Below are 22,167 nucleotides of genomic sequence, written 5' to 3'. Positions count from 1 at the left end.
GGGGGGGGTTTTACCCCAGCCCGCTCGCTGTGTGTACAGCAACCCGCCTGGGCCCCCCCGCCGGGGGGGGGGGGGGGCCGCGGCGCGGCGGGGGGGGGGGGGGGCCCCCCCCCCCCCCCACCCCCGTTCACCCCGTTCGGGTCAGACCTTGGCCTTGCCCAGGATGCGGTTCACTGTTGTTCCGCATACCGGACACTTGCCCTTGGCCATGTTCATTCCGGTCTTCGAGACCTCGACGTGCCCCTCGAAGTCCCGCTTCTCCTTGCACTTCACGCAGTAACCGTTGTAGGTCGTCTGGGCCTGGTCGGCCACGGTGCCCTCCTCGTCTCGTCCGCCGGTCAATGCCGTTCCGGCGGGGTGCCCGGCGGCGGGCCACACGGGGCGCCGGCGCTGGGTCTCACTCCGCGGCCACCTTCGTGACCGCTGGTTCGCGGACCCTACCCAGGTCTGGGCAGTTCCATGTCAGCTGTGCATCGACACTGTGAGCAAGTCGACGTCGAGAGTGTGCATGGCGAAATAGGTCGGATAAGTCAGTTTGGCGGGGACACGCCGACCAAACCCTGACAGCCACCCGTGCGAGTGCCCCCGCAGGGGCATCCGGGACAGTGATCACCTACGGTGGGGACATGCCGCGTCCCCGCGTCATCGGCGTTCACGAAGGGTGACGAGATGGCGCGATGGCGCATCCGTCAAGAAATTTTCGGGACGCCTGGCGACCAATCACCATTTTCTGGGCGCGTGTCGTGCGGTTGACTCTTGCGGACCCCTGGTCAGTGGGCATTAGCTTTCCTTCGTGACACGTAGCCGAGGCTGCGCGGGCCAGTGATGGCGGGGACGCGCAAGCCTGTCGTCGAGGTGCGGCGCAGCCAGCGTCGACGACGCACGGTGTCCGCGTACCGTGACGGTGAGCGAGTGGTCGTCCTCATCCCCGACCAGTTCTCCCGCGCCGAGGAGAGCGAGTGGGTCGACCGGATGCTCGCCCGACTCGCCGCGCGTGAGGGGCGACTGGCCCGCTCCGACGCCGAGCTGCTGGCCCGCGCCAACCGGCTCATCGACCTCTATCTCGCCGAGTACCCCGCGAAAGCGGTCCCGGCCAGCGTCCGGTGGGTCACCAACCAGAACGGCCGGTGGGGTTCCTGCACCCCGGCGGACCGCAGCATCCGCATCTCGCACCGCGTCCAGGAGATGCCCGAGTGGGTGATCGACTACGTGTTGCTCCACGAGTTGGCGCACCTCATCGTGCCCAGCCACAACGCCCGGTTCTGGGCGCTGGTCGGTCGCTATCCCAAGGCGGAACGCGCCCGCGGCTACCTCGAAGGGGTCGCCGCCGCCTCCTGCGCACCGCTCCCCACCTGATCCACACCCTCCCAACCCCCGGGGCGCGTGGGTTCCGGCGCACCAGGCCCCGTCGGGTGCCGCGCCGGACACCATCTGAGGCGCGATCAGCCTAGATCCACTCGCGTTCCTGAATATCGCGCTATTGATGGCCCTGGGACACCGCGACTTCAATGAAACCGAGTCGATCATGCCGCCAGGCCGCGCCGGGTGGGCCGTGCCGGGTGGGCCGGGCCGGGTGGGCCGGGCCGCGCCGCGCTGGGTGGGTCGGGCCGGGTCGGGTCGGGTGGGCCAGGCCGGGTGGGGTGGGCCGGGCCGGGTGGGGTGGCGGTACGGGGGTGGGGCGCTAGGGTCGGGGGATGGCGCGACGGGTGGTGGTGGCGTTACTCGGGCCGGTGCACTGGTCGCCGCCGGGCGTTGACCTGGCGGAATGGCGGGCGGCTCTCGCGGAGGACGTCATCGACCTGCTGGCCACGCTCAACGAGGTGGAGGTCGCGGTAGCGGTGACCCCGGCCGACCGGGCTCTGGCCGACGCGCTGGTGTGGCCCGGCACGGCCGTGTACGAGGTTGCCGAGCCGACGCCGAACGCCGTGTTCGCCGCGCTGGAGGGGTACGACCAGGCGGCGGTGCTGGTCAGCGACGTGCCTGACCTGCCCGCCCTGACCGTCGGCAAGCTGCTGCGCCCACTCACCACCCGACCGGTCGCGGTGGCTCCGGTCGAGGGCGGCGGCCCTGGTCTGCTCGGGGTCGCGTCACGACTGCCGGCGCCGGAATGGCTGCCGACGCTGGAGCTGGACACGGCGACGCCGGCCGAGGCGCGCGCCAATGCCCCGCGCCCGGGTGACGTGGCGGTCACCGCCGGGTGGCGACGACTGCGGGGCCCGGCCGACCTGGCCACGCTGGACCCGGCCTTCGAGGGTTGGGAAGCGACCCGTGCCCTGCTCTCCGGGTCGGCCCGACCCGCCTGAACCGTCAGCCCGGCCTGCTCCGCGATCCGGCCTGCTCCGCGATCCGGCCTGCTCCGCGATCCGGCCTGCTCCGCGATCCGGCCTGCTCCGCGATCCGGCCTGCTCCGTTGACGTGCCGAACACGCGCCCGGGGCACCCGCTGTCGATCAGGCGGGAACCCCGGGCATCGGCCATCAATGCGCGGACGTCAGGACTTGGCGTCACCCTCGCCGTCGGTCTCGTCCGACGGACCGGACTGACCCGACGGGCCGGACTGACCCGACGGGCCGGACTGACCCGAGGGACCGGGCTGACCCGGCTGACCGGGGGCCTTCTCCTCAACCCCGCCGGGGGCGGTGAAGTCGAAGTTGTCCAGCTCGCTGAGGTCCATGTCGTTCATCGCGAAGGCGACCGGGTCGGCGAAGTCGTCGTCCGACGGGAGCAGGTCCGGGTGGCCCCAGACCGCGTCGCGGCCCTCGATGCCACGGTGCTGGGTGAGCGCCGCCCAGAGCGCCGCGGCCTCGCGCAGCCGGCGGGGACGCAGCTCCAGGCCGACCAGCGCGGCGAAGGTCTGCTCGGCGGGACCGCCGGCGGCCCGACGACGGCGGAACGCCTCGCCCAACCGGACGACGTTGGGCAGCCGGTCGCTGGCGGCGCTGTCGACGACGTGGCACACCCACCCCTCGACCAGGGCGAGCGCGGTTTCCAGGCGGGCCAGTGAGGCCTTCTGCGCCGGGGTGTCCTCCGGGGTGAAGATGCCCTCCAGGGCGATCGCCTGCATCGACTCGGGGTCGGTCGGGTCGACCCGACCCATCGCCTCCTCGATCGCCTCCCGGTTGACCCGGATGCCCGAGGCGTACATCTCGACCGCGCTGAGCACGTGCCCACGCAGCCACGGGACGTGCTGGAACAGCCGCTGGTGGGCGGCCTCGCGCAGCGCCACGTAGAGGCGGACCTCGTCCTCGGGCAGCTCCAGGCCCTCGCCGTACGCCCGGATGTTGGCCGGGATCAGCGCGGCCGTGCCGGCCGGGCCGAGCGGGAGCCCGATGTCGCCGGCGGAGAGCACCTCCGCGGCGAGCGAACCGAGGGCCTGGCCCAACTGGCCGCCGAAGAGCGCGCCACCGAGGGAGGCCACCATCGACTGCATCGGGCCGAGCTGGGCGCGCGCCTCCGGTGGCACCAGGTCGCCCATCGCGCCGACCATCCGGCTGGCGACGGGGTCGCACAGTTTGCGCCACACGTCCAGCGTCTTGAAGATCCACTCGTTGCGGTTCCACGCAACGGGGTTCTGGATGCCGGAGGGCCACGCCGAGGCGGGCTCCAACCACAGGTCGGCCAGGCGCAGCGCCTCCTCGACCGCGTTGCGTTCGTACATCGACACCGCCGGGTCACCGGCGGCCGCGAGCTGGCTGGCCGCAACCTGCCGGGCCAGGTCCCAGTTGACCGGCCCGCTGCCCGGCGCGGAGAGCAGGTGCTGCAACTGCGACATGAACTGCTGCATCTGCGCGGGATCGTTGGGGTCTGGTGGCTGCCCACCCGGGAGCGCGAAACCGAACGGAATATCAGGCACGACATCTACGGTACGCGGACCGCGCCCCAGGTCGCCGTCGCTGGCGTTGCGCTGAGGGCGAAGTCGCGCGGCGCATCCGCCGGGTGACCCGTGCCCGGTCGGTACGCTCTGCGGCATGAGACGTCGTGGCCTGACGGTCCTGCTCGGTGCCCTGTTCACCGCCCTGCTGAGCATCGGGGTGCTCCGGGTGCCGATTCCGTACGTGGTGCTGGGCCCGGGTCCGACCGTCAACACCCTCGGGACGGCCGACGGTAAGGAGGTCATCCAGGTCTCGGGTCGGGAGACCTCGACCTCGGCCGGCCAGTTGCGGCTGACCACGGTGGGGGTGCAGCCCACTGTGCGGTTGCGGGGGGCGATCGCTGGCTGGTTCTCCGACGACGAGGCGGTGGTGCCGCGCGAGCTGGTCTACCCGCCGGGGGAGTCGACGGAGCAGGTCGAGCAGCGCAACGCCGAGGACTTCAAGGCGTCACAGACCAGCGCGGAGACCGCCGCGCTGCGGAAGTTGGGCTTTCCGGTGCAGGTGGTGATCAAGACGGTGGCCGGGGACGGCCCGGCGGCCGGGGCGTTGAAGGCGGGCGACCTGATCACCTCGGTCGACGGCCAGCCGGTGCCGGTGGCCGCGAAGGTCACCGAGCTGGTCCGGGCGAAGCCGGCGGGCACGGCGTTGACCATCGGCTACACCCGTGACGGGGTGCCGGCCACCGCGACGGTGACCAGTCAGGAGCAGGACGGCCGACCGCGGATCGGTGTGGAGATCGATCAGCAGCAGCCGCATCCGTTCACGCTCGGCATCGACCTGGGCGACATCGGTGGGCCGAGCGCCGGTCTGATGTTCGCCCTGGGGATCGTGGACAAGCTGACCCCGGCCGACCTGACCGGCGGTCAGGTCATCGCGGGCACCGGCACCATCGACGACGAGGGCGCCGTCGGCCCGATCGGCGGTATCGCCCAGAAGCTGGTCGGCGCCAAGCGCGCCGGGGCCAAGGTCTTCCTGGTGCCGGCGGACAACTGTGCCGAGGCGGTCCGCAATCCGCAGCCCGATCTGCCGCTGTTGCGGGTGGGCTCGTTGGACGAGGCGATGACCGCTCTGGAGACGTTGCGAGCGGGTGGTCAGCCGACGCGTTGCTGACGGGTGTGACCGTGCCCCGACACGCTCAGGAACACCCCGTACTCTGGGTGCCTGGTCGGAGCCGATCATATCGAGCGTGCGGAGCCAACAGTGGTCATGCGTAGCAGCAGCCCCCTTCCGAGGATGAGCCGGCGCGGGCGCGTCACGATCGCCGTCCTGGTCGGGGTGTTCGTGCTCTTCACCCTGCTCGGCTGGGGTGTGCAGGCGTGGACCGACTGGCTCTGGTTCGACGAGGTCAACTACACCCAGGTCTTCACCGGCGTCCTGCTCACCCGGCTGGTGCTGTTCCTCGCCATCGGCCTCGGCATGGCGGTGATCGTCGGCGGCAACCTGTGGCTGGCCTACCGGCTGCGCCCGCGACTGCGCCCGCACTCGGTGGAGCAGGCGACTCTGGAGCGCTACCGGATGGTGCTCACGCCGCGGCTGGGCACCTGGATCTCGCTGACCGCCGCGGTGGTCGGGCTCTTCGCCGGCCTCTCGGCGCAGAACCGGTGGAACCAGTGGCTGCTCTTCCGCAACGGCGGTGACTTCGGCGTCAAGGACCCGGAGTTCGGGGTCGACATCGGCTTCTACGTGTTCCAACTGCCGTTCTGGCGGTACCTGCTCGGGGTCGCCTTCACCGCTGTGGTGCTGGCCGTGATCGGCGCGCTGGCGGTGCACTACCTCTTCGGCGGTGTCCGCCTGCAGGGCGTCGGTGACCGGATGAGCAACGCGGCCCGCGCCCACCTGAGTTCCCTGGTCGCGGTGTTCGTGTTGTTGAAGGCCGTCGCGTACGTGCTGGACCGGCGGGCGATGCTGCTGGAGTACAACGAGGGCGCCAAGTTGTACGGCGCCGGCTACGCCGACGTCAACGCGCTGCTGCCGGCGAAGGAGATCCTCGCCTACATCTCGATCGTGGTGGCGATCGCGATCATCGTGTTCTCCAACGCCTGGATGCGGAACCTGGTCTGGCCGGGCATCTCGTTGGCGCTGCTCGGCGTGTCCGCGGTGGCCATCGGCGGCATCTACCCCTGGGCGGTGCAGACCTTCGAGGTCAAGCCGAGCGCCAAGGACAAGGAAGCGCCGTACATCCAGCGCAGCATCGACGCGACGCGGGCGGCGTTCGGGTTGGCGGCCACCGAGACGACCCCGTACGCGGCGAACAACCTCACCCCACCGGGGAACCTGGCCACCGACACCTCGGTGGTGTCGAACGTGCGGCTGCTCGACCCGCAGCTGGTCAGCGAGACGTACACCCAGCTCCAGCAGGTGCGTGGCTTCTACGACTTCGGTCCAAAGCTGGACATCGACCGGTACGGGGTGAACGGGAATGTCTCCGATTACGTGGTCGGCGTCCGGGAGATCAACTATGGCGAGCTGACCGACCAGCAGAACACCTGGATCAACCGGCACACCGTCTACACCCACGGGTACGGGCTGGTGGCCGCACCGGCCAACCAGGTGGTCTGCGGTGGTCAGCCGTTCTTCGTCTCCGGCTTCCTGGGCGAGAAGACCCAGGAGGCGTGTTCCTCGCAGACCGAGCAGATCCCGGCCAAGCAGCCGCGCATCTACTACGGCGAGCGGATGGAGGCCGACGACTACGCCATCGTCGGGCAGTCCGACCCGAACAAGAAGGCCGAGTTCGACCGGCCGGTCGGTGAGGGCGGCGGCGAGTCCTACACCTACACCGGTGAGGGCGGCGTGGAGATCGGCTCCTTCACCCGGCGACTGCTGTACGCCATCAAGGAGCAGGAGTCGAACTTCCTGCTCTCGGAGGCGGTCAACAAGGACTCCAAGCTGCTGTACGTGCGTAACCCGCGCGACCGGGTGGAGAAGGTCGCGCCGTTCCTCACCCTGGACGGCGACCCGTACCCGGCGGTGGTCGACGGTCGGGTGCAGTGGATCGTCGACGGCTACACCACGGCGGCCTCCTACCCGTACGCGGAGAAGGTCAACCTCCAGACCGAGACCACCGACGAGTTGACCAACCGGGGCACCTTCCAGCTGGCCCGGGAGGACGTCAACTACATGCGTAACTCGGTGAAGGCCACTGTCGACGCGTACGACGGCACGGTGAAGCTCTACGAGTACGACGACACCGACCCGGTGCTGAAGGCGTGGAACAAGGCGTTCGGCGGTGACCTGGTGCTGCCGAAGGCGGAGATCCCGGTCGAGCTGAGTGAGCACCTGCGCTACCCGGCGGACATGTTCAAGGTGCAGCGCAACCTGCTCACCAAGTTCCACGTGACCAACCCGGGTGACTTCTACTCCGCACAGGACTTCTGGCAGGTGCCCAACGTGCCGGACGCCCCGGACAGCGGTCAGAAGCAGCCGCCGTACTACCTCTTCACCCAGTTCCCGGGGCAGGAGAGCCCCCGGTTCCAGCTCACCTCCGCGGTCACCCCGAACGGCCGGCAGAACCTCGCCGCGCTGATCTCCGGGTCGTACGTCGACGGGCAGCCCCGGTTGGAGGTGCTGGAGTTGCCGGATCAGACCCGGATCTCCGGCCCGGTGCAGGTGCACCAGCAGATGACGAACAACGCGAACATCCGTCAGCAGCTGAACCTGCTCTCCAGCAATCAGGCGCAGGTGCAGTACGGCAACCTGCTCTCGCTGCCCTTCGCCGACGGGATGCTCTACGTCGAGCCGGTCTACGTGAAGAGCAACCAGCAGGACGCGTACCCGCTGTTGCAGAAGGTGCTGCTCTCGTACGGTGACGGCGGCTCGTTCGTGGCGCTCGCCGACAACATCAACGACGGCATCAAGCAGTTGGTCGAGCAGGGTAAGAAGGCCGGGCAGGGCACGTCGCCGCCGCCGACGACCGGGGGCAACCCGACGACACCGACCCCGACGCCGACTCCTTCGGGGACGGCGGCGCCGACGCCGACCCCGAGCGCGGGCACCCCACCGCCGGCCGGTGACCTGGCCGCCGCCGCGGACCGGGTGCAGACCGCGATCACCGAGGTCCGGGCCGCGCAGGCGTCGGGCGACTTCGAGCGGTACGGGCGGGCGCTGAAGGCCCTCGACGAGGCGCTCACCGCGTTCCAGCAGGCACAGCAGGCAGCTGGTGGGTCTGGTGCCAGCCCGAGTGCCGGCGGCTGACCCGGCACGCCCGCACGTACGTCTCGGAGCCCTCGTCGTCGGACCGCACCGGTCCGGACGGCGAGGGCTCCGCCGCGTCCGGAGCCGTGCCCGCCTGTCACCTCGCTGACAGGCGCGGACGTGCCGCAACCTGCGGCACCGGCCCGTCGTCCTCATTTGCAACGGGGTGGATGAGGGGGAGCAGTGGTGAGAGATGCGCAGAGCTTCGATGACTTCTACCGCAGCACCGCACGGCGGATGATGCGGTACGGCTATGCGGTGATCGGCGATCACACCGAGGCGCAGGACCTGGTGCAGGAGGCCTACGCCCGGGCCTGGCGGCAGTGGGGGCGGCTGTCGTCGCATCCGGCGCCGGAGGCGTGGCTGCGACTGGTGGTGTCCCGGCTGGCGACCGATCGCTGGCGGCGGCTGCGCAGTCTGCGGGGCGCGTTGCGGTTGGCCGGGCCACCGCCGACGGTGTCGCCGCCCAACGAGGACAGCGTGCTGCTGGTCCAGGCGCTGCGTCAGGTGCCGGCGACCCACCGGAGGGCGTTGGCGCTGCACTACCTGTTCGACATGCCGGTCGAGGAGATCGCCCACGAGATCGACGTGCCCGTCGGCACGGTGAAGTCGTGGCTGTCCCGCGGCCGGGCCCGGCTCGCCGCGTTGTTGCCCGATCTGGCTGTCGTGGAATTGGAGGCCACCGATGTCGCGTGAACTGTCCGAGCTGTACCGGTCCCTCGCCGCCGACGCTGACGCCGCCGATCTGGGCGTTCCCGAGGTGCTGCGGCACCACACGGACCGTCGGGCCCGGTTCCGTGCGGCCGGGGGAACCCTGGCCGTGGCGCTGGTGGTGGTGGGCGCGGTGATCGGTGCCCAGGTGGTCACCCGGCCGCCGACGTCCGTAGCCGTACCGGCCGGCACGCCGACGCCGACGCCGACGCCGACGCCGTCGGCGTCGCCGTCCGCGAGCGTGACCGGCGCTCCGTCATCGCCGCCCGTCTCGCCGACGACCCCCGGCCGCTCCCCGGGCACGTCGACGGCTCCGGGTGGTACCGGCACGCAGCCGCCCAGGACGCCGACGAGCATCCCGGACCGGGCGTTCTTCGCGGTTCCGTCGGCCAACCAGACCGGCACCGCGCCGCAGTTTCGCGACGAGGCCGTGCTGCCGGGCCTGTGCGGCGCGGACATCGGGAGCGAGGCGGTCGTGGACCGCCGCACCCGGCTGCTGATCTACAAGCTGCCGCAGACCCCCAAGGGGTACGTCCCGGACGGCACCTACACGCACTCGATCACGATCTACCGGGCCGGGCGCGCCGACGACGTGCTGGACGAGTTGCGGCAGGCGGTGCGGGACTGCCCCGAGCAGAAGCTGCCGGGCGGCGACACGGCGGTGCGGAGCCGACAGCGGCTGCTCCCGGACAGCGGGTTCGGCGACGAGTCGGTGCTGTTCGAGATGCGTAGCGCGGGTCAGGACGTCAACGGCGACCCGACCGGTGTGCAGGACGTTCGGTTGGTCCGGGCGATCCGGGTCGGCGACGTGGTGACCATCCTCTGGGAGCAGGGCTGGGAGGGCACCTCCAGCCAGCGGGCGCAGGTCGACGCGGACGGTCGACGCGCGGTCACCGCCATTCGGAGGTGGCTCGGCTGACCGGGGTGTGCCGGCCGCCAGCCGGCGGATTCGGATGTCGTTTTGCGGGGCCCGGGGGTGGTGCGCTACGGTTAGCGAGCCGACGCGGGGTGGAGCAGCTCGGTAGCTCGCTGGGCTCATAACCCAGAGGTCGCAGGTTCAAATCCTGTCCCCGCTACGAGAGAAACAGCAGTTCGAAGCCCGCCTCCGGGTCACCGGGGGCGGGCTTCGACGTTGCGGGGGTGCCGGGCCGCGGCGGTTGGTGACCCCCACTGATCATGACTGGGACGGATGGGATAGTCTTAACCAGTCGACGCGGGGTGGAGCAGCTCGGTAGCTCGCTGGGCTCATAACCCAGAGGTCGCAGGTTCAAATCCTGTCCCCGCTACCACTGAAAGTGATATGAGTCCGGCCCCCACACTGTGGGGGCCGGACTTGTTTGGTGCCGCTGTGACCCGAGCGTTCCCGGGAGGGGCCGGCACCGTGCAGGCACCGGCCCCGGCGGGTGCTACCGCAGGCCGAAGGCCCGGGTGACGGTCTGGGTGACGCCGCCGCCGTTGCGCTGCGTGGCGGTGACCCGGATCGACACGAAGTCGGCCCGCTGCGGCGCGTTCAAGGACGCCTGCCAGGCGCCCTTTTTCTCCCGCAGGTCCTGCCGCCGCCAGGTCGCCCCGTCGTCGTACGAGATCTCCAGTCGGAGCGACGACACGGCGTCCCGGGCCGCGGTGCTGCCCACCACCACGGGGCTGACCGTGAGGTCCGTTCGGCGCTTCGTCCGACCCGCGAGGTCCACGTCCGTTCCGTAGTCCAGTTGGACCAACGGGATGGCCTGCACCTGCGTGCTGCCGCCGGAGACGAAGCTCCATTCGGTGTGCGTGGCGGTCGAGTACGGGCTGAACTCGGGGTTGCCCGTGGTCTCGACGACCAGTCGGTACGGCAGCTTCTCCGGCGACAGGTCACCCGCGCCGACCTCCGGCCAGCCGTTGAACTGGGTCAGCTGTTTGTCGCCCTGATAGAACGTGGCGATCTGCGACATGCTGGCCCCGCCACTGTGTGCGGCACCCGCGTCGCCGAACCCCTGGATGTAGGCGCTCATGGCGGTCTCGCCCCGGAACGGGATCTCGGTGCTGAGTAGCCGTGGTCGGGTGATGGGCCCGAACCAGCGGTCCTTCTGCACGCTGCCCGGCCGGTAGGCGATGGCCTCCGTGTTGGACCGTGCCCAGTCGGCGACGTCGGCGTACTGCATCCACGTGACGCCGCCACCCGCGGAGACCCAGTCGGTACGCGGCCCCGGCGCGACCGGTTCGAACGGGAACGGGCGTGCCGCCGCGTACTCGTACGGTGGGAAGTCCACCCGCGTCTCGCTGGACTGCTTGCCCGGGGGCGGGGAGAAGGTGAGATCGATCCGGGCGAGGTTGCCCGGGTCGGTCTTGGCCGACGGGTCCTTCGGCACCGCGCCACGGTGGTAGTCCACCAGGTCGTACAGGTACGTGGCCCTGGGGTGGGCGACGACGACCAGCCGGAGCGGCTTGCGGCCGGCAGCGCCGATCTTCTGGATCAACGCCTCGCCCTCGTCCATGGTCACCGAGGCCACCGGGATCGGTCCGGTCGTCACGGCGTCGGGGTTGCCGTACCAGTCGCTCTTGCGGCCCGCGCGGTCGTTGACCACGACGAGCATGGCCGCGCCGGCGGTGTGCGCCGCCGCCGCCTGATCCGTGGGGGTCACCGATTCGTTGCCGCGCACGACCACGGCCTTGCCGCGGGCGGCGAGGCCGGCGTAGTCGGCGGTGCCGCCGGCACCCGCGAAGACGGCGTCCAGGCGCGTGGTGCCGTCGGGCAGCGGCGGGGAACCGGGCTGCGCGAGCGGGTCGTTGAGCTGCTGGCCGGGGTAGCTGATGGCCAGCGGCGTCTGCTCGGCGCGGATCCGGGTGGTGAAGACGAAGCTGCCCTTGCGCACCTTGTTCCCGGTCGGCAGGGCCCACAGGCTGTCGTAGCCGGCACCCGGCCAGAACGTCTCGCGCAGGGCGTTCCAGTCGGTGGGTGTCGGTTCGCTCTCGGTGAAGGAGCGGTAGACGTCGATGCGGCTGTTGACGACGGCGGTCGGCTGGGCTGTCGCCACCTTCACCTGGCGGGCCCGCGCGGCGTCGAGTTCCACCACCCGATCGGTACTCAGGTCGACCTCGGGAGCGGTCAGCATCGCGAGCCCGAGGGAGCGGGGCCCGTGCAGACCTTCCACGTCCGCCGCCGCGACGACGGTGTACGAGCCGGGCGCGAGGCGGGCGGTGAGCTTTCCGTCCGGCACCCACATGAAGGCCGAACCGGTGTCGGCGTTGACGACCTCGACCTCACCGCTCATGGGTCGCCCGGCGCGGTCCTTCAGGTGGATGGTGAGGTCGTGCTTCTCGGACTCCACGGCGAGCCCGACGGCAGTGTGCACCTCGCCGGCCGCGAACCGGGCCGTGACCTGGGCGGAGTACCTGCCGGCGGGGAGACCGGCCGGGGCCACCACGACGTCGGCGGTCGCGCTCGCCCGGGCGGGCACCGTGAGGCGCTCGGCGGTCGCCGTGAACGTCCGCGCGGGGGAGGCGCCCTGGTCGACGGAGAGCGTCAGAGTGATCGGGCTGTCCGTGGTGTTGGTGTAGGTGATGGTCCGCCTGATCGGCTGTGGGGTGCTGCCCGGCGACCACCCGACGAGTCCGGCGTCCACCGACCCGGTCGCGATGACCTGGTCCTGGTGGTAGGCGGCGGCGACGTTCAACCGACCGCTGCCGGCCTGGTAGGCGTCGTAGTCGGGCGTGCGGACGCTGGTGCTCATCAGCGCGTCCTTGATCTGCCGCGCACTCCAGGTCGGGTGCTTCTGGGCCAGCAGCGCGGCCGCCCCGGCGACGTGGGGCGCCGCCATCGAGGTGCCGCTGTCGACGTAGTAGTAGCCCTCACCCCAGGAGATGTGCTGCGAGCGGGCCGCCAGCACGTCCACCCCGGGAGCGGTCATGTCGGGCTTGAGTGCCTCGTCGTTCATCCGGGGCCCGACGCTGGAGAAGCCGGCCAGGTGGTCGGAGGTGTCCACCGCGCCGATGGTCAGCGCGGCGTCCGCGGTGCCTGGGGCACCGAGGGTGTACGGATCTGGTCCGCTGTTGCCGGCGGCCACGACGAAGAGCGCACCCGTCTCGGCGGTCAGCTGGTTGACGGCCTGGCTCAGCGGGTCGTCCTGGGTGTGCCAGGCGCTCACGCCGAGGCTCATGTTGATCACTTTGGCGTGCTCGGCCCGCGCCGCCCACTCCATGCCCGCGATGATCCCCGAGATGGATCCGCTGCCGTACTCGTCGAGGACCTTGCCGATCACCAGGTCGGCGTCGGGTGCCACCCCCCGTTCCCGGCCGCCGGAGGCTGCGCCCGTCCCGGCCACTGTGGAGGCGGTGTGGGTGCCGTGCCCGTTCCGGTCGATCACGTCCTGGCCGGGGATGAAGCTCCGGGAGGCCACCACCCGGTCGGCCAGGTCCGGGTGGGTGGTGTCCACCCCGCTGTCCAGGACGGCGACGCGGACCCCGTCGCCGGTGCCACCCGCGGCCCACGCCGCCGGAGCGCCGACCTGGGCGGTGGTGTCGGCCAGGCTGGCCGTCGCCTTGCCGTCGAGCCACACCTTGTCGATGCCGGCGGTGAAGGAGGGTGCCGGGGTGGCAGCGCTGCGGGCGGTCGGTGACCGCCCGTCGGTGAGGGCCGACCAGAAGTCCGCGGCCTGTGACCGGCGGGTGCGGATCGCCTCACCCCGGACGGAGGGAAGCTGCTGCGTGGTCTGCGTGCCCGGCAGCGTGGTCGCGGTCCTGAGCTTCGCCGACCCCGTCGTACGGGTGACGATCAGGGGGAGTTCGGCGCTCCGCGCGTCGTCGTAGCCCTGGGCGATGAGCTGGGTGACGTCGAACAGCTGCTTGTCGAGCCGGCCGGTGGCGAGGTAGGGCACCGCCTCGTCCGGGTAGACGTAGGTGTCCCGGCCCTCGGTGGAGATGCGTACGGAGCCGGTGGCGCCGGGCGCGCGCTTGACGTCCACCGAGGGAGTCGCCCCGGGCCGGCCCGGGGTCACCGTCACCCGGTCGCCGGTGATCAGCGTGACCGTGACGGGGGTGCGGTCCGCGGCACCGCTCGGAGCGGGTTTCGTGGGCGGTGCCGGTGGGGGCGGCGGGGCGCCGTGCGCCGCGGTGGGGGTGAGGAGAGCGGCGACGAGGGTGACGCCGACCGCTGCCGCCGCAGATCTTCGGGTGCGAGAGATCCGCGCACTGTCTACAGAGTTGACCATGAGGCGAATCCGATCACCTCAAGACATTCATGTAAAGATCATCATCTTTGCCGGGGCGTTGCGAACACGTTGCGCGCCGGCCGGAGCGTTCCGGACATTCCGCTCCCGGGAAATCCGCGTGGACCAACGTGCCGAGGTTGCGCCCTTCGGCGAGGATGGGCACATGTCTTCATTCGGTAAGTGGTGGGGCCGCCTGAGCGCGGTCTTCGGTGCGGTCGTACTGGCGGTCTTCGTGCCCGTGGCGGCCTGGGCGTCCACGGGCACCGGCGAACTCGTGGTGGAGGCCGCCCGGCGGCGTGGCCGCAGCGGGTTCGGGGTGCTGCCGCTGCTCTGCTGCCTGGTGGTGGTCGCGATCGTCGTGTTCCTGGTGCTGCGTCTGATGCGCAACCGCCGGGGTGGCCCGCCGCGCTGACCGGGTCGGCGGCCCCGACGGTCACCGGCGGCCGGTCCCGGGACCGGCCGCCGGTGTTCACACCGCCAGGGCCGCGATGGCCTGGGACAGGAAGCGGGCGGTGGCCTCGCGGGTGCCGTCGCGCTTGACCCGGATGCGCTCGGCGGCGGTGACCAGCAGGGTGCGCACCTTGGCGTGCCCCTTCGGCGGCGGCGCGGGCGCCGGCCCGAGCAGGTCGGCGATGCTGGTGCCGAACGCGGCGGCACGTCGCTGGGCCGCGTCGGTGATGCTGCCCTCGGCGTAGCGGCGCACGGCGGAACTGGCGTTGAGCCCACGCTCGTGACCGAGGACGGCACCGACCTCACCGTTGTTGGTCAAGAAGTTGATGACGTCGGCGACCGTGTCCGGGTGGCGGGTGCCCCGGAACGCCGCCCAGTACATCGACGCCCGTGCCCACTGGGCGCCCGGCGGGCCGGGGAAGCCGACGATGCCCAACTCCGACTCGGTGAGTCGTTGCAGCTCCGGTAGCTGGTGCGACCAGGCGAAGGACGCGGCGGTCGCCCCACTCACCACCAGCTGTCGGGCCGGCTCGCCGCTGTCGGCCTGCTCGACCAGCGCCGCGCTCGGCGTGGCCCGTGCCCGGCGAGCCCGCTGCCACAGCTCGAACCACGCGATCAGCTCGTCCGCGCCGAAGCCGAGCTGGTTGCCCCGGTAGAACTCGCCACCCTGCGCCCGCAGCCAGAGCCAGAGCGCCCGGTAGTCGCCCGACCCGTCCATGGTGCCGGCCACCCGCCGGTCGCTGACCTCGGTGACCTCGGTGGCCCAGGAGATGTAGTCGGCCCAGGACATCCCGGCCCGTGGCTCCGGCACCTGCAGCTCCCGCAGCAGGTCCCGGTTGAACACCACGACGGCGTGGGTCTGCCCGGCGGCCACCGCCATCGTCCGCCCCTCCACCGTGCCGTAGCGGATCAGGCCCTCCGGCAGGCCCCGAAGATCCAGGTGCCGGTCGGTGAGGTCGAGGATGACCTGACGTCGGGTGTACTCCGTCAGCATGGCGTCGTCGATCTGGATCAGGTCCGGTACGTTCCCGCCGCCCGCCTGGGTGGCCAACCTGTCGTAGTAGCCGTCGGCGCCCTGCCAGGTGACCCGGAAGGTGACCCGGGGGTTGCGGGTCGAGTACAGCTGGAGCGCCTTCTCGGTGAGCGCGGCCCGGTTGGCGTCACCCCACCAGAAGACCGACAGCTCGACGGGCCCGTCCTGGGTCGAGGTGGCGGCTCCGTCGCTGCAACCCGCCAGCCCGCCGGACGCGAGCAAAGGCGCACCGAGCAGCGCGCTGAGCAGTCGGCGCCGGCCCGGGTCGGCGCCGAGGCGGTCGAGCGGGGGTCGAACAACGGGCACGGCGCTCTCCTGGACCTACGGGGGTGGCGGTCGGACCATTCACGCAGGCAGCGCACGAAGGTGTCAACGTCCGTCCGGTCACCCTCGGCCGGGTGGTCGAATCTGGGCCTTCCGCTGTCGCGTGGTGTACTAGGGCGCGTGGAACTTCTGCACTCGGGCAAGGTCCGGGACGTCTACGCCGACGGCGACGACCTGATCCTGGTGGCCTCGGATCGCATCTCGATCTACGACGTGGCGCTGCCGACGCCGATTCCGGACAAGGGTCGCCTGCTCACCGCGCTCTCGCTCTGGTGGTTCGAGCAGCTCGCCGACCTGGTGCCGAACCACGTCATCTCGGCCACCGACGTGCCCGCCGAGTTCGCCGGGCGGGCCATCCGCTGCCAGCGGCTGGACATGGTCCCGGTCGAGTGCGTCGCCCGCGGTTACCTGACCGGTGGCGGCCTGCGGGAGTACGAGCGCACCGGCGCGGTCTCCGGCGTACCGCTGCCGCGGGGGCTCGGCGAGGCGTCGATCCTGCCTGAGCCGATCTTCACGCCGTCGAGCAAGGCGCCGGCGGGCGAGCACGACGAGCCGATCACGTACGACGACGTGGTGGACAAGGTGGGCGCGGCCACCGCCGAGCGACTGCGGCAGATCACCCTCGACATCTACCGGCGCGGTGCCGAACTGGCCGCCGACCGGGGCATCCTGATCGCCGACACCAAGATCGAGCTGGGCTGGGCGCCGGACGGCACGCTGGTCCTCGCCGACGAGCTGCTCACCTCCGACTCGTCGCGGTTCTGGCCGGCCGAGTCGTACCAGCCGGGGCGGGTGCAGTTCTCCTACGACAAGCAGTACGTGCGGGACTGGGCCACCGGCAGCGGCTGGGACAAGCAGCCCCCCGCCCCGGACGTGCCGGCCGAGGTGGTCGAGGCGACCCAGGCCCGCTACGTCGACGTCTACGAGAAGCTCACCGGTAACCGCTGGGACTGACCGGGATACCGCGCTTTCCCCGTACCTGCTGGACCTGACCGTCATCACCGTCGAGGATGGACCCGTCACTCTTCGTGGAGTCTGGGGCGGTCGGATGAACGGCGACATGTGGATCAGGGCGCTCAAGGCGGCCCGGGCCGGTGCGGGTGTCTCGCAGGAGGCCCTGGCGGAGCTGATCAGGTGGAGCCCGTCCACCATCGCGGCTATCGAGACCGGGCGGCGCCGGCCCACCCCGCAGTTCGCCGAGGCGGCGGACGCGGCGCTGAACACCGGCGGGCTGCTGGCCGAGCTGCTGGCGGTGGCGGCCCGGCAGGAGTCGCCGGCCTGGTTCGCGCCGTGGCGGGCGATCGAGGCCGAGGCGGTCGCCCTCCGCACCGTTCAACCGTCGCTGGTGCCGGGCCTGCTCCAGACCGAGGCGTACGCGCACGCGGTGCTCAGCGCCCAGGGCACCCACACCCCGGAGCAGGTCGCCCAGTTGGTCGCCGGCCGGCTGGCCCGCCAGGAGCTGCTGACCGGCCCGGCCCCGAAGCGGTTCACCGCGATCGTCGACGAGACCGCGCTGCGCCGCGTGGTCGGCGATCGGGACGTCCAGCTCGCCCAGTTGGAACGGCTGGTCGAGCTGGCCACCCTGCCCCACGTGCGGCTCTACGTGATCCCCGCCGGGGTGGGCGCGCACCCCGGGCTGGCCGGCGGCTTCGTGCTGGCCAACCTGACTGACGGCGACGAGGTGGCCTACGTCGACGGGGTCTTCGGTCAGATCGTCGACCGGCCCGACACCGTGGCTACCATCAGGACGATGTGGGACACGCTGCTGGGCGAGGCCCTGCCGGCGGGCGTGTCCGTCGAGCTGATCGGAAAGCTGGTGAACGAGCTGTGAACTCCGCCCCCACCCCTCGGTGGCGCGTGTCGACCCGGAGCGGTAACGGCGGCGACACCTGCGTGGAGGTGGCCGACAACCTGCCGGGTCAGGTGTTGGTCCGCGACTCCACCGACCGCGCCGGTGCCGTTCTCACCTTTGCGCCGGCGGCCTGGCGCGCGTTCGTGGCGCGGGTCCGCACCGGCCGCTGAGGTCAGTCCACCCAGTCCAGAGTGCGCCGCACGGCCTTGCGCCACTGGCGCAGCTCCTGATCGCGCAGCTCCGGGGCCATCGCCGGCTCCCACTGCGCGTCGGAACGCCACTGCGCCCGCAGGGTGGCCAGATCCGGCCAGAAACCGACCGCCAACCCGGCCGCGTACGCCGCACCCAGGCAGGTGGTCTCGGTGATCCGGGAACGGACGACAGGCACGTCGAGCACGTCCGCCAGGAACTGCATGAGCAGGCCGTTGGCGGTCATGCCGCCGTCCACCCTCAGGCGGCGCAGCGCCACATCCGAGTCGGCGTTCATCGCGTCGACCACCTCGCGGGTCTGCCACGCCGACGCCTCCAGCACCGCCCGCGCCAGGTGCCCCTTGGTGATGTAGCCGGTCAGGCCGGCGATCACCCCGCGGGCGTCGCTGCGCCAGTGCGGGGCGAACAGCCCGGAGAACGCCGGCACCACGTAACAGCCGCCGTTGTCGTCGACGGTGCGGGCCAGCTCCTCCACCTCGGCCGCCGAGGAGATCAACCCCAGGTTGTCCCGCAGCCACTGCACCAGTGAGCCGGTGACCGCGATGGCACCTTCCAGGGCGTACGCCGGTGGTTGGTTCTTGATCCGGTAGGCGACGGTGGTGAGCAGGCCGTGGGTCGACGGAACCGGGCTGGCACCGGTGTTGAGCAGCAGGAAACTGCCGGTGCCGTAGGTGCACTTCGCCTCGCCCGGCTGGAAGCAGGTCTGCCCGAACAGGGCGGCCTGCTGGTCGCCGAGCGCACTGGCCACCGGCACCCCGCCGAGCACGCCGGTCGCCGAGCCGTACACCTCGGCGGAGGAGCGGATCTCCGGGAGCATCGCCGCCGGCACGCCCATGGCGTCCAGCAGCTCCGGGTCCCAGTCGAGCGTCGTGAGGTCCATCAGCATGGTCCGGCTGGCGTTCGTCACGTCGGTGACGTGCGCGCCGGTCAGCTTCCAGATCAGCCAGCTGTCCATGGTGCCGAAGAGCACCTCGCCGCGCTCGGCGCGCTCGCGCAGGCCGTCGACCTCGTCGAGCAGCCAGCGCAGCTTCGGCCCGGCGAAGTAGGTGGCCAGCGGCAGGCCGGTGCGGGTCCGGAACCGCTCCTCGCCGTACGCCGAAGCGAGCTCGCGCAGCAGCGGCCCGGTCCGGGTGTCCTGCCAGACGATGGCGTTGGCCACCGGGCGGCCGGTGGCCCGGTCCCAGACGACAGTGGTCTCCCGCTGGTTGGTGATGCCGACGGCGGCCAACCCGGACGCGTCGGTGCCGGCGGCCCGCAGCGCCTCGGCGACCACCTGCTGGACGTTGTCCCAGATCTCCTCGGCGTCGTGCTCCACCCAACCCGGTCGGGGGAAGACCTGCCGGTGCTCGCGCTGGGCCACGGCGACGATGTCCCCGGCCCGGTCGAAGACGATGCACCGCGAGGAGGTGGTGCCCTGGTCGATGGCGGCGACGTACTGGGGGGTCACCGCAGCACCGTACCCGGACGGCGGAGTGGCGCGACAGGCGTCGCTGTGGGTTCCGGCCCACCGCCGTCGGCTGCCGTCCGCGTCCCCTACGATGTGCGAACGTGCGCGACATCGCAGTTTTCAGTGGAACCGCCCATCCCGACCTGGCTGCCGAGATCTGCGCTCACCTGGGAGTGCCGCTGCACCCGGTGCGGGTCTCCCGGTTCGCCAACGACTGCCTGGAAGTCCAGTTGCAGGCCAACTGCCGGGAGCGGGACGTCTTTCTGATCCAGCCGCTGGTGCCGCCGGTGCAGGAGCACCTGGTCGAGCTGCTGCTGATGATCGACGCGGCTCGGGGCGCCTCCGCCGGTCGGATCACCGTGGTGCTGCCGCACTACGCGTACGCCCGCTCGGACAAGAAGGACGCGCCGCGGATCTCGATCGGCGCCCGGCTCGTCGCCGACCTGCTCACCTCGGCCGGGGCGGACCGGGTGCTCGCGATGACCCTGCACTCGCCGCAGGTGCACGGCTTCTTCAGCGTCCCGGTGGATCATCTGCACGCGCTGCGGGAGCTGGCCACCCACTTCCGGCGCTACGACCTCAGCAACACCGTGGTGGTCTCACCCGACCTGGGCAACGCCAAGGAGGCCGCGGCCTTCGCCCGGCTGCTCGGCACACCGGTGGCGGCCGGGGCGAAGCAGCGGTTCAGCGACGACCTGGTCAAGATCAGCGCGGTGATCGGTGACGTGACCGACCGGGACGTCATCGTGCTGGACGACGAGATCGCCAAGGGCAGCACGGTGGTCGAGTTGATGGAGCATCTGCGCGGCCTGAAGGTTCGGTCGATCCGGCTCGCCTGCACGCACGGCCTCTTCTCCGGCGACGCGTTGCAACGGCTCAGCGACCAGGACGGCGTCCTGGAGATCGTCTGCACCAACACGGTGCCCATCCCGGACGCCAAGCGGGTCCCCAAGTTGCGGGTCCTGTCGGTGGCCCCCGCCCTGGCCGAGGCGACGCGCCGAATCCACAACGGAGAATCCGTCTCCGCCCTCTTCGCCTGACCCACCCCGTCTCCCCGCCCTGCTCTTCCCCGCGATCTTGCGGTTTGTGTCGCCGGGATGAGTGGTTTCGGGTGATTCGCCGCGACAGCAAGTGCAAGATCGCGTGCGGGTGGGGTGGGGCGGGGTGGGGTGGGGTGGGGTTAGTGCGGGGTGGGATTTTGGGTGGGTAGGCCGGTGGTGATGCGGACTGTGGTGCCGGCGGTGCCGGTGGACACCTCCATCGCGTCGGTCAACTCGCGGGCCAGCCAGAGCCCCCAGCCGCCGGCGGTGTCCGGGGCCGGCCGACTGCGGTCGCCCAGTCGCTGCGGGCTGATCCCGCGCCCGTGGTCGGCGATCTCGCAGACCAGCACACCCGACTCCTGCCAGAGGCGCAGCCAGCCGCGCCCGCCGCCGTGGCGCACCGCATTCGTGATCAGCTCGTTGATCGCGAGCACGAAGTCGTCCAGCCGCTGGCCCCGCAGGCCCGAGGCATGCGCGCAGGAGGCGACCGAGTGTCGAATCTCGGTCACCTGAGCCTGGTCAAAGGCGTCGGCGATCAGGAGGGCAGGTTCGATGGGCACAACCGTACGCGGTGCGTGCGGATCTGCGTTCGTCATGGGCCCGTCCCGGCGGCGCATCTCGGAGTATTTCGCGGCTTTTCCACCGTACGTCAGGGTTTCCCGAACCGCACTCGCTGATCGCCGGGCGGCCGAACCGTTGTGGCATCCTGACCGCCATGCCGTCGCCGCCGGGTGGATTCGAGGTGCCGCTGTGGCGTGCCCTCACCGTGTTCAGGCTGGCCTCCCTGGCGTACGTCTGCGCGCTCGCGGTGCGCGACGCCGACCGGTACGCCCACCCGTACGCCGTCGGCGCCCTGATCCTGCTGATGATCACCTGGACCGGGGCGACCGCTGTCGGGTACGCCCGACCGGCCTGGCGGCGCTGGCCGCTGCTGCTGGCCGACCTCGCGGTGGTGGTGGCCATCGTGCTGGCCACCCCGTGGGTGGTCGGTCGGACGGCGCTCACCCACGGCGTACCCACCCTCGGGGTGGCCTGGATGGCCGGCCCGGTGCTGGCCTGGGCCGTCTCCGGCGGCCGGCGGCGGGGCACTGTCGCCGCGCTGATCGTCGCCGGAGCGGACCTGGCCACCCGGGAGCGGATCGGTCAGTCCTCGTTCACCGGGGTGATCCTGATGCTGCTCGCCGGAGTGGTGGTCGGGCACGTGGCCCGGCTGGCGGCGAGCGCCGAGGAGCGGCTGCAACGCGCCGTGGAGCTGGAGGCCGCCACGCGGGAGCGGGAACGGCTGGCCCGGGGCATTCACGACTCGGTTCTGCAGGTGCTGGCGCTGGTCCAGCGGCGCGGCGCCGACCTGCCCGGGGAGGCCGGCGAGCTGGCCCGGCTGGCCGGTGAGCAGGAGGCCGCACTGCGCGCGCTGATCACCGGTGCCAGCCCGACCGCCGCGAACCTCCCGGAGGGGGGCGAGGCGGTGGACCTGCGGACCCTGCTCGGCCGGTACGCCTCGGCGACGGTGGCGCTCTCCGCCCCGGCCACGCCGGTGCCGCTGCCCCGACAGGTGGCCGGCGAGTTGGCGGCGGCAACCGGTGCGGCACTGGACAACGTGGGACGGCACGCCGGTGGGCGGGCCTGGGTGCTGATCGAGGACGAGGGGGAGACGGTGACCGTGTCGATCCGTGACGAGGGGCCGGGCATCCCGGACGGCCGGCTGGCCGAGGCGGCCGCCCAGGGGCGGCTCGGGGTGACCCAGTCGATCCGGGGCCGGGTGACCGACCTGGGCGGGACGGTGCGGATCGTGTCCGCACCCGAGGCGGGCACCGAGATCGAGCTGAGCGTGCCGAGGTCGGCGCGGTGA

General features: G+C 71.5%; 18 protein-coding genes and 2 tRNA genes. 14 read left to right on the top strand and 6 right to left on the bottom strand.

What is annotated here, in order from left to right; translation table 11 throughout:
• Window positions 1-141 precede the first annotated feature (141 nt).
• Window positions 142-312: a DUF5679 domain-containing protein gene (locus AB0C03_RS24115; protein ID WP_167457767.1), complete on the bottom strand. Its 171-nt coding sequence runs from the start codon at window positions 310-312 to the stop codon at window positions 142-144.
• A gap of 513 nt (window positions 313-825) precedes the next feature.
• Here AB0C03_RS24115 and AB0C03_RS24110 point away from each other — a divergent pair.
• Complete coding sequence (locus tag AB0C03_RS24110; protein ID WP_030337586.1) at window positions 826-1,356, top strand: M48 metallopeptidase family protein; 531 nt, start codon at window positions 826-828, stop codon at window positions 1,354-1,356.
• Window positions 1,357-1,694: 338 nt separating this feature from the next.
• Entirely contained in the window at window positions 1,695-2,303 is a 609-nt protein-coding gene (locus AB0C03_RS24105; RefSeq protein WP_357638914.1) for a hypothetical protein, read from the top strand.
• Between the two features lie 187 nt (window positions 2,304-2,490).
• Here AB0C03_RS24105 and AB0C03_RS24100 read toward each other — a convergent pair whose 3' ends face one another.
• On the bottom strand, window positions 2,491-3,783 hold the full coding sequence (locus tag AB0C03_RS24100; protein WP_357638934.1) for a zinc-dependent metalloprotease: 1,293 nt from the start codon (window positions 3,781-3,783) through the stop codon (window positions 2,491-2,493).
• Window positions 3,784-3,967: 184 nt separating this feature from the next.
• Here AB0C03_RS24100 and AB0C03_RS24095 point away from each other — a divergent pair, with 184 nt between their 5' ends.
• The 6 genes from AB0C03_RS24095 (at window position 3,968) to AB0C03_RS24070 (ending at window position 10,062) form a co-directional block, all read left to right on the top strand.
• Window positions 3,968-4,981, top strand: a complete 1,014-nt coding sequence (locus AB0C03_RS24095) for a YlbL family protein (protein ID WP_030336608.1) — start codon at window positions 3,968-3,970, stop codon at window positions 4,979-4,981.
• A gap of 96 nt (window positions 4,982-5,077) precedes the next feature.
• Complete coding sequence (locus tag AB0C03_RS24090) at window positions 5,078-8,062, top strand: UPF0182 family membrane protein (RefSeq protein WP_081884046.1); 2,985 nt, start codon at window positions 5,078-5,080, stop codon at window positions 8,060-8,062.
• A 186-nt stretch (window positions 8,063-8,248) separates the two neighbouring features.
• Window positions 8,249-8,758: a SigE family RNA polymerase sigma factor gene (locus tag AB0C03_RS24085; protein ID WP_030336612.1), complete on the top strand. Its 510-nt coding sequence runs from the start codon at window positions 8,249-8,251 to the stop codon at window positions 8,756-8,758.
• The gene (locus AB0C03_RS24080; RefSeq protein ID WP_030336614.1) at window positions 8,748-9,692 is read left to right on the top strand and encodes a hypothetical protein; all 945 of its coding nucleotides are present in this window, start codon (window positions 8,748-8,750) and stop codon (window positions 9,690-9,692) included. The genes AB0C03_RS24085 and AB0C03_RS24080 overlap by 11 nt, the downstream gene beginning before the upstream one ends.
• Window positions 9,693-9,775: 83 nt before the next feature.
• Window positions 9,776-9,849 (top strand) — tRNA-Met (locus AB0C03_RS24075).
• Between the two features lie 136 nt (window positions 9,850-9,985).
• Window positions 9,986-10,062, top strand: a tRNA-Met gene (locus tag AB0C03_RS24070).
• A gap of 117 nt (window positions 10,063-10,179) precedes the next feature.
• Here AB0C03_RS24070 and AB0C03_RS24065 read toward each other — a convergent pair.
• The gene (locus AB0C03_RS24065) at window positions 10,180-13,962 is read right to left on the bottom strand and encodes a S8 family serine peptidase (RefSeq protein WP_357638912.1); all 3,783 of its coding nucleotides are present in this window, start codon (window positions 13,960-13,962) and stop codon (window positions 10,180-10,182) included.
• A gap of 163 nt (window positions 13,963-14,125) precedes the next feature.
• Between AB0C03_RS24065 and AB0C03_RS24060 the strand changes: the two genes are divergently transcribed.
• Complete coding sequence (locus tag AB0C03_RS24060; protein ID WP_030336617.1) at window positions 14,126-14,374, top strand: hypothetical protein; 249 nt, start codon at window positions 14,126-14,128, stop codon at window positions 14,372-14,374.
• Window positions 14,375-14,431: 57 nt separating this feature from the next.
• Here AB0C03_RS24060 and AB0C03_RS24055 read toward each other — a convergent pair whose 3' ends face one another.
• Window positions 14,432-15,751 (bottom strand): ABC transporter substrate-binding protein, encoded by a 1,320-nt coding sequence (locus AB0C03_RS24055; RefSeq protein WP_030336619.1) that lies wholly within the window; start codon window positions 15,749-15,751, stop codon window positions 14,432-14,434.
• 138 nt (window positions 15,752-15,889) lie between these two features.
• On the opposite strand from AB0C03_RS24055, the gene AB0C03_RS24050 reads away from it, so the two are divergent.
• From AB0C03_RS24050 to AB0C03_RS24040, 3 genes are all read left to right on the top strand, one after another.
• Window positions 15,890-16,723, top strand: coding sequence for a phosphoribosylaminoimidazolesuccinocarboxamide synthase (locus tag AB0C03_RS24050; RefSeq protein WP_357638909.1), 834 nt, complete (start codon window positions 15,890-15,892; stop codon window positions 16,721-16,723).
• A 94-nt stretch (window positions 16,724-16,817) separates the two neighbouring features.
• The gene (locus AB0C03_RS24045; RefSeq protein WP_210859989.1) at window positions 16,818-17,600 is read left to right on the top strand and encodes a helix-turn-helix domain-containing protein; all 783 of its coding nucleotides are present in this window, start codon (window positions 16,818-16,820) and stop codon (window positions 17,598-17,600) included.
• 26 nt (window positions 17,601-17,626) lie between these two features.
• The gene (locus tag AB0C03_RS24040) at window positions 17,627-17,791 is read left to right on the top strand and encodes a DUF397 domain-containing protein (RefSeq protein WP_357638907.1); all 165 of its coding nucleotides are present in this window, start codon (window positions 17,627-17,629) and stop codon (window positions 17,789-17,791) included.
• A gap of 2 nt (window positions 17,792-17,793) precedes the next feature.
• On the opposite strand, the gene glpK is transcribed toward AB0C03_RS24040, so the two are convergent.
• Window positions 17,794-19,278: a glycerol kinase GlpK gene (gene glpK / locus AB0C03_RS24035; protein WP_210866763.1), complete on the bottom strand. Its 1,485-nt coding sequence runs from the start codon at window positions 19,276-19,278 to the stop codon at window positions 17,794-17,796.
• A gap of 101 nt (window positions 19,279-19,379) precedes the next feature.
• On the opposite strand from glpK, the gene AB0C03_RS24030 reads away from it, so the two are divergent.
• Window positions 19,380-20,318 carry a ribose-phosphate diphosphokinase gene (locus tag AB0C03_RS24030; RefSeq protein WP_030336628.1) on the top strand — a complete coding sequence of 313 codons (939 nt, stop codon included), beginning with the start codon at window positions 19,380-19,382 and terminating at the stop codon, window positions 20,316-20,318.
• Window positions 20,319-20,458: 140 nt separating this feature from the next.
• Here AB0C03_RS24030 and AB0C03_RS24025 read toward each other — a convergent pair whose 3' ends face one another.
• A complete protein-coding gene (locus tag AB0C03_RS24025) occupies window positions 20,459-20,914 on the bottom strand; it encodes an ATP-binding protein (protein ID WP_210859980.1) in 456 nt (151 codons plus the stop codon).
• Window positions 20,915-21,033: 119 nt separating this feature from the next.
• Between AB0C03_RS24025 and macS the strand changes: the two genes are divergently transcribed.
• Window positions 21,034-22,167 carry a MacS family sensor histidine kinase gene (gene macS / locus AB0C03_RS24020; protein ID WP_357638904.1) on the top strand — a complete coding sequence of 378 codons (1,134 nt, stop codon included), beginning with the start codon at window positions 21,034-21,036 and terminating at the stop codon, window positions 22,165-22,167.

This window comes from Micromonospora parva, assembly GCF_040649675.1.
In the GTDB taxonomy this organism is placed as follows: Bacteria; Actinomycetota; Actinomycetes; order Mycobacteriales; family Micromonosporaceae; genus Micromonospora; species Micromonospora parva.
Note: the sequence above shows the minus strand (reverse complement) of the source record. Positions and strands in the feature narration are given on the sequence as shown.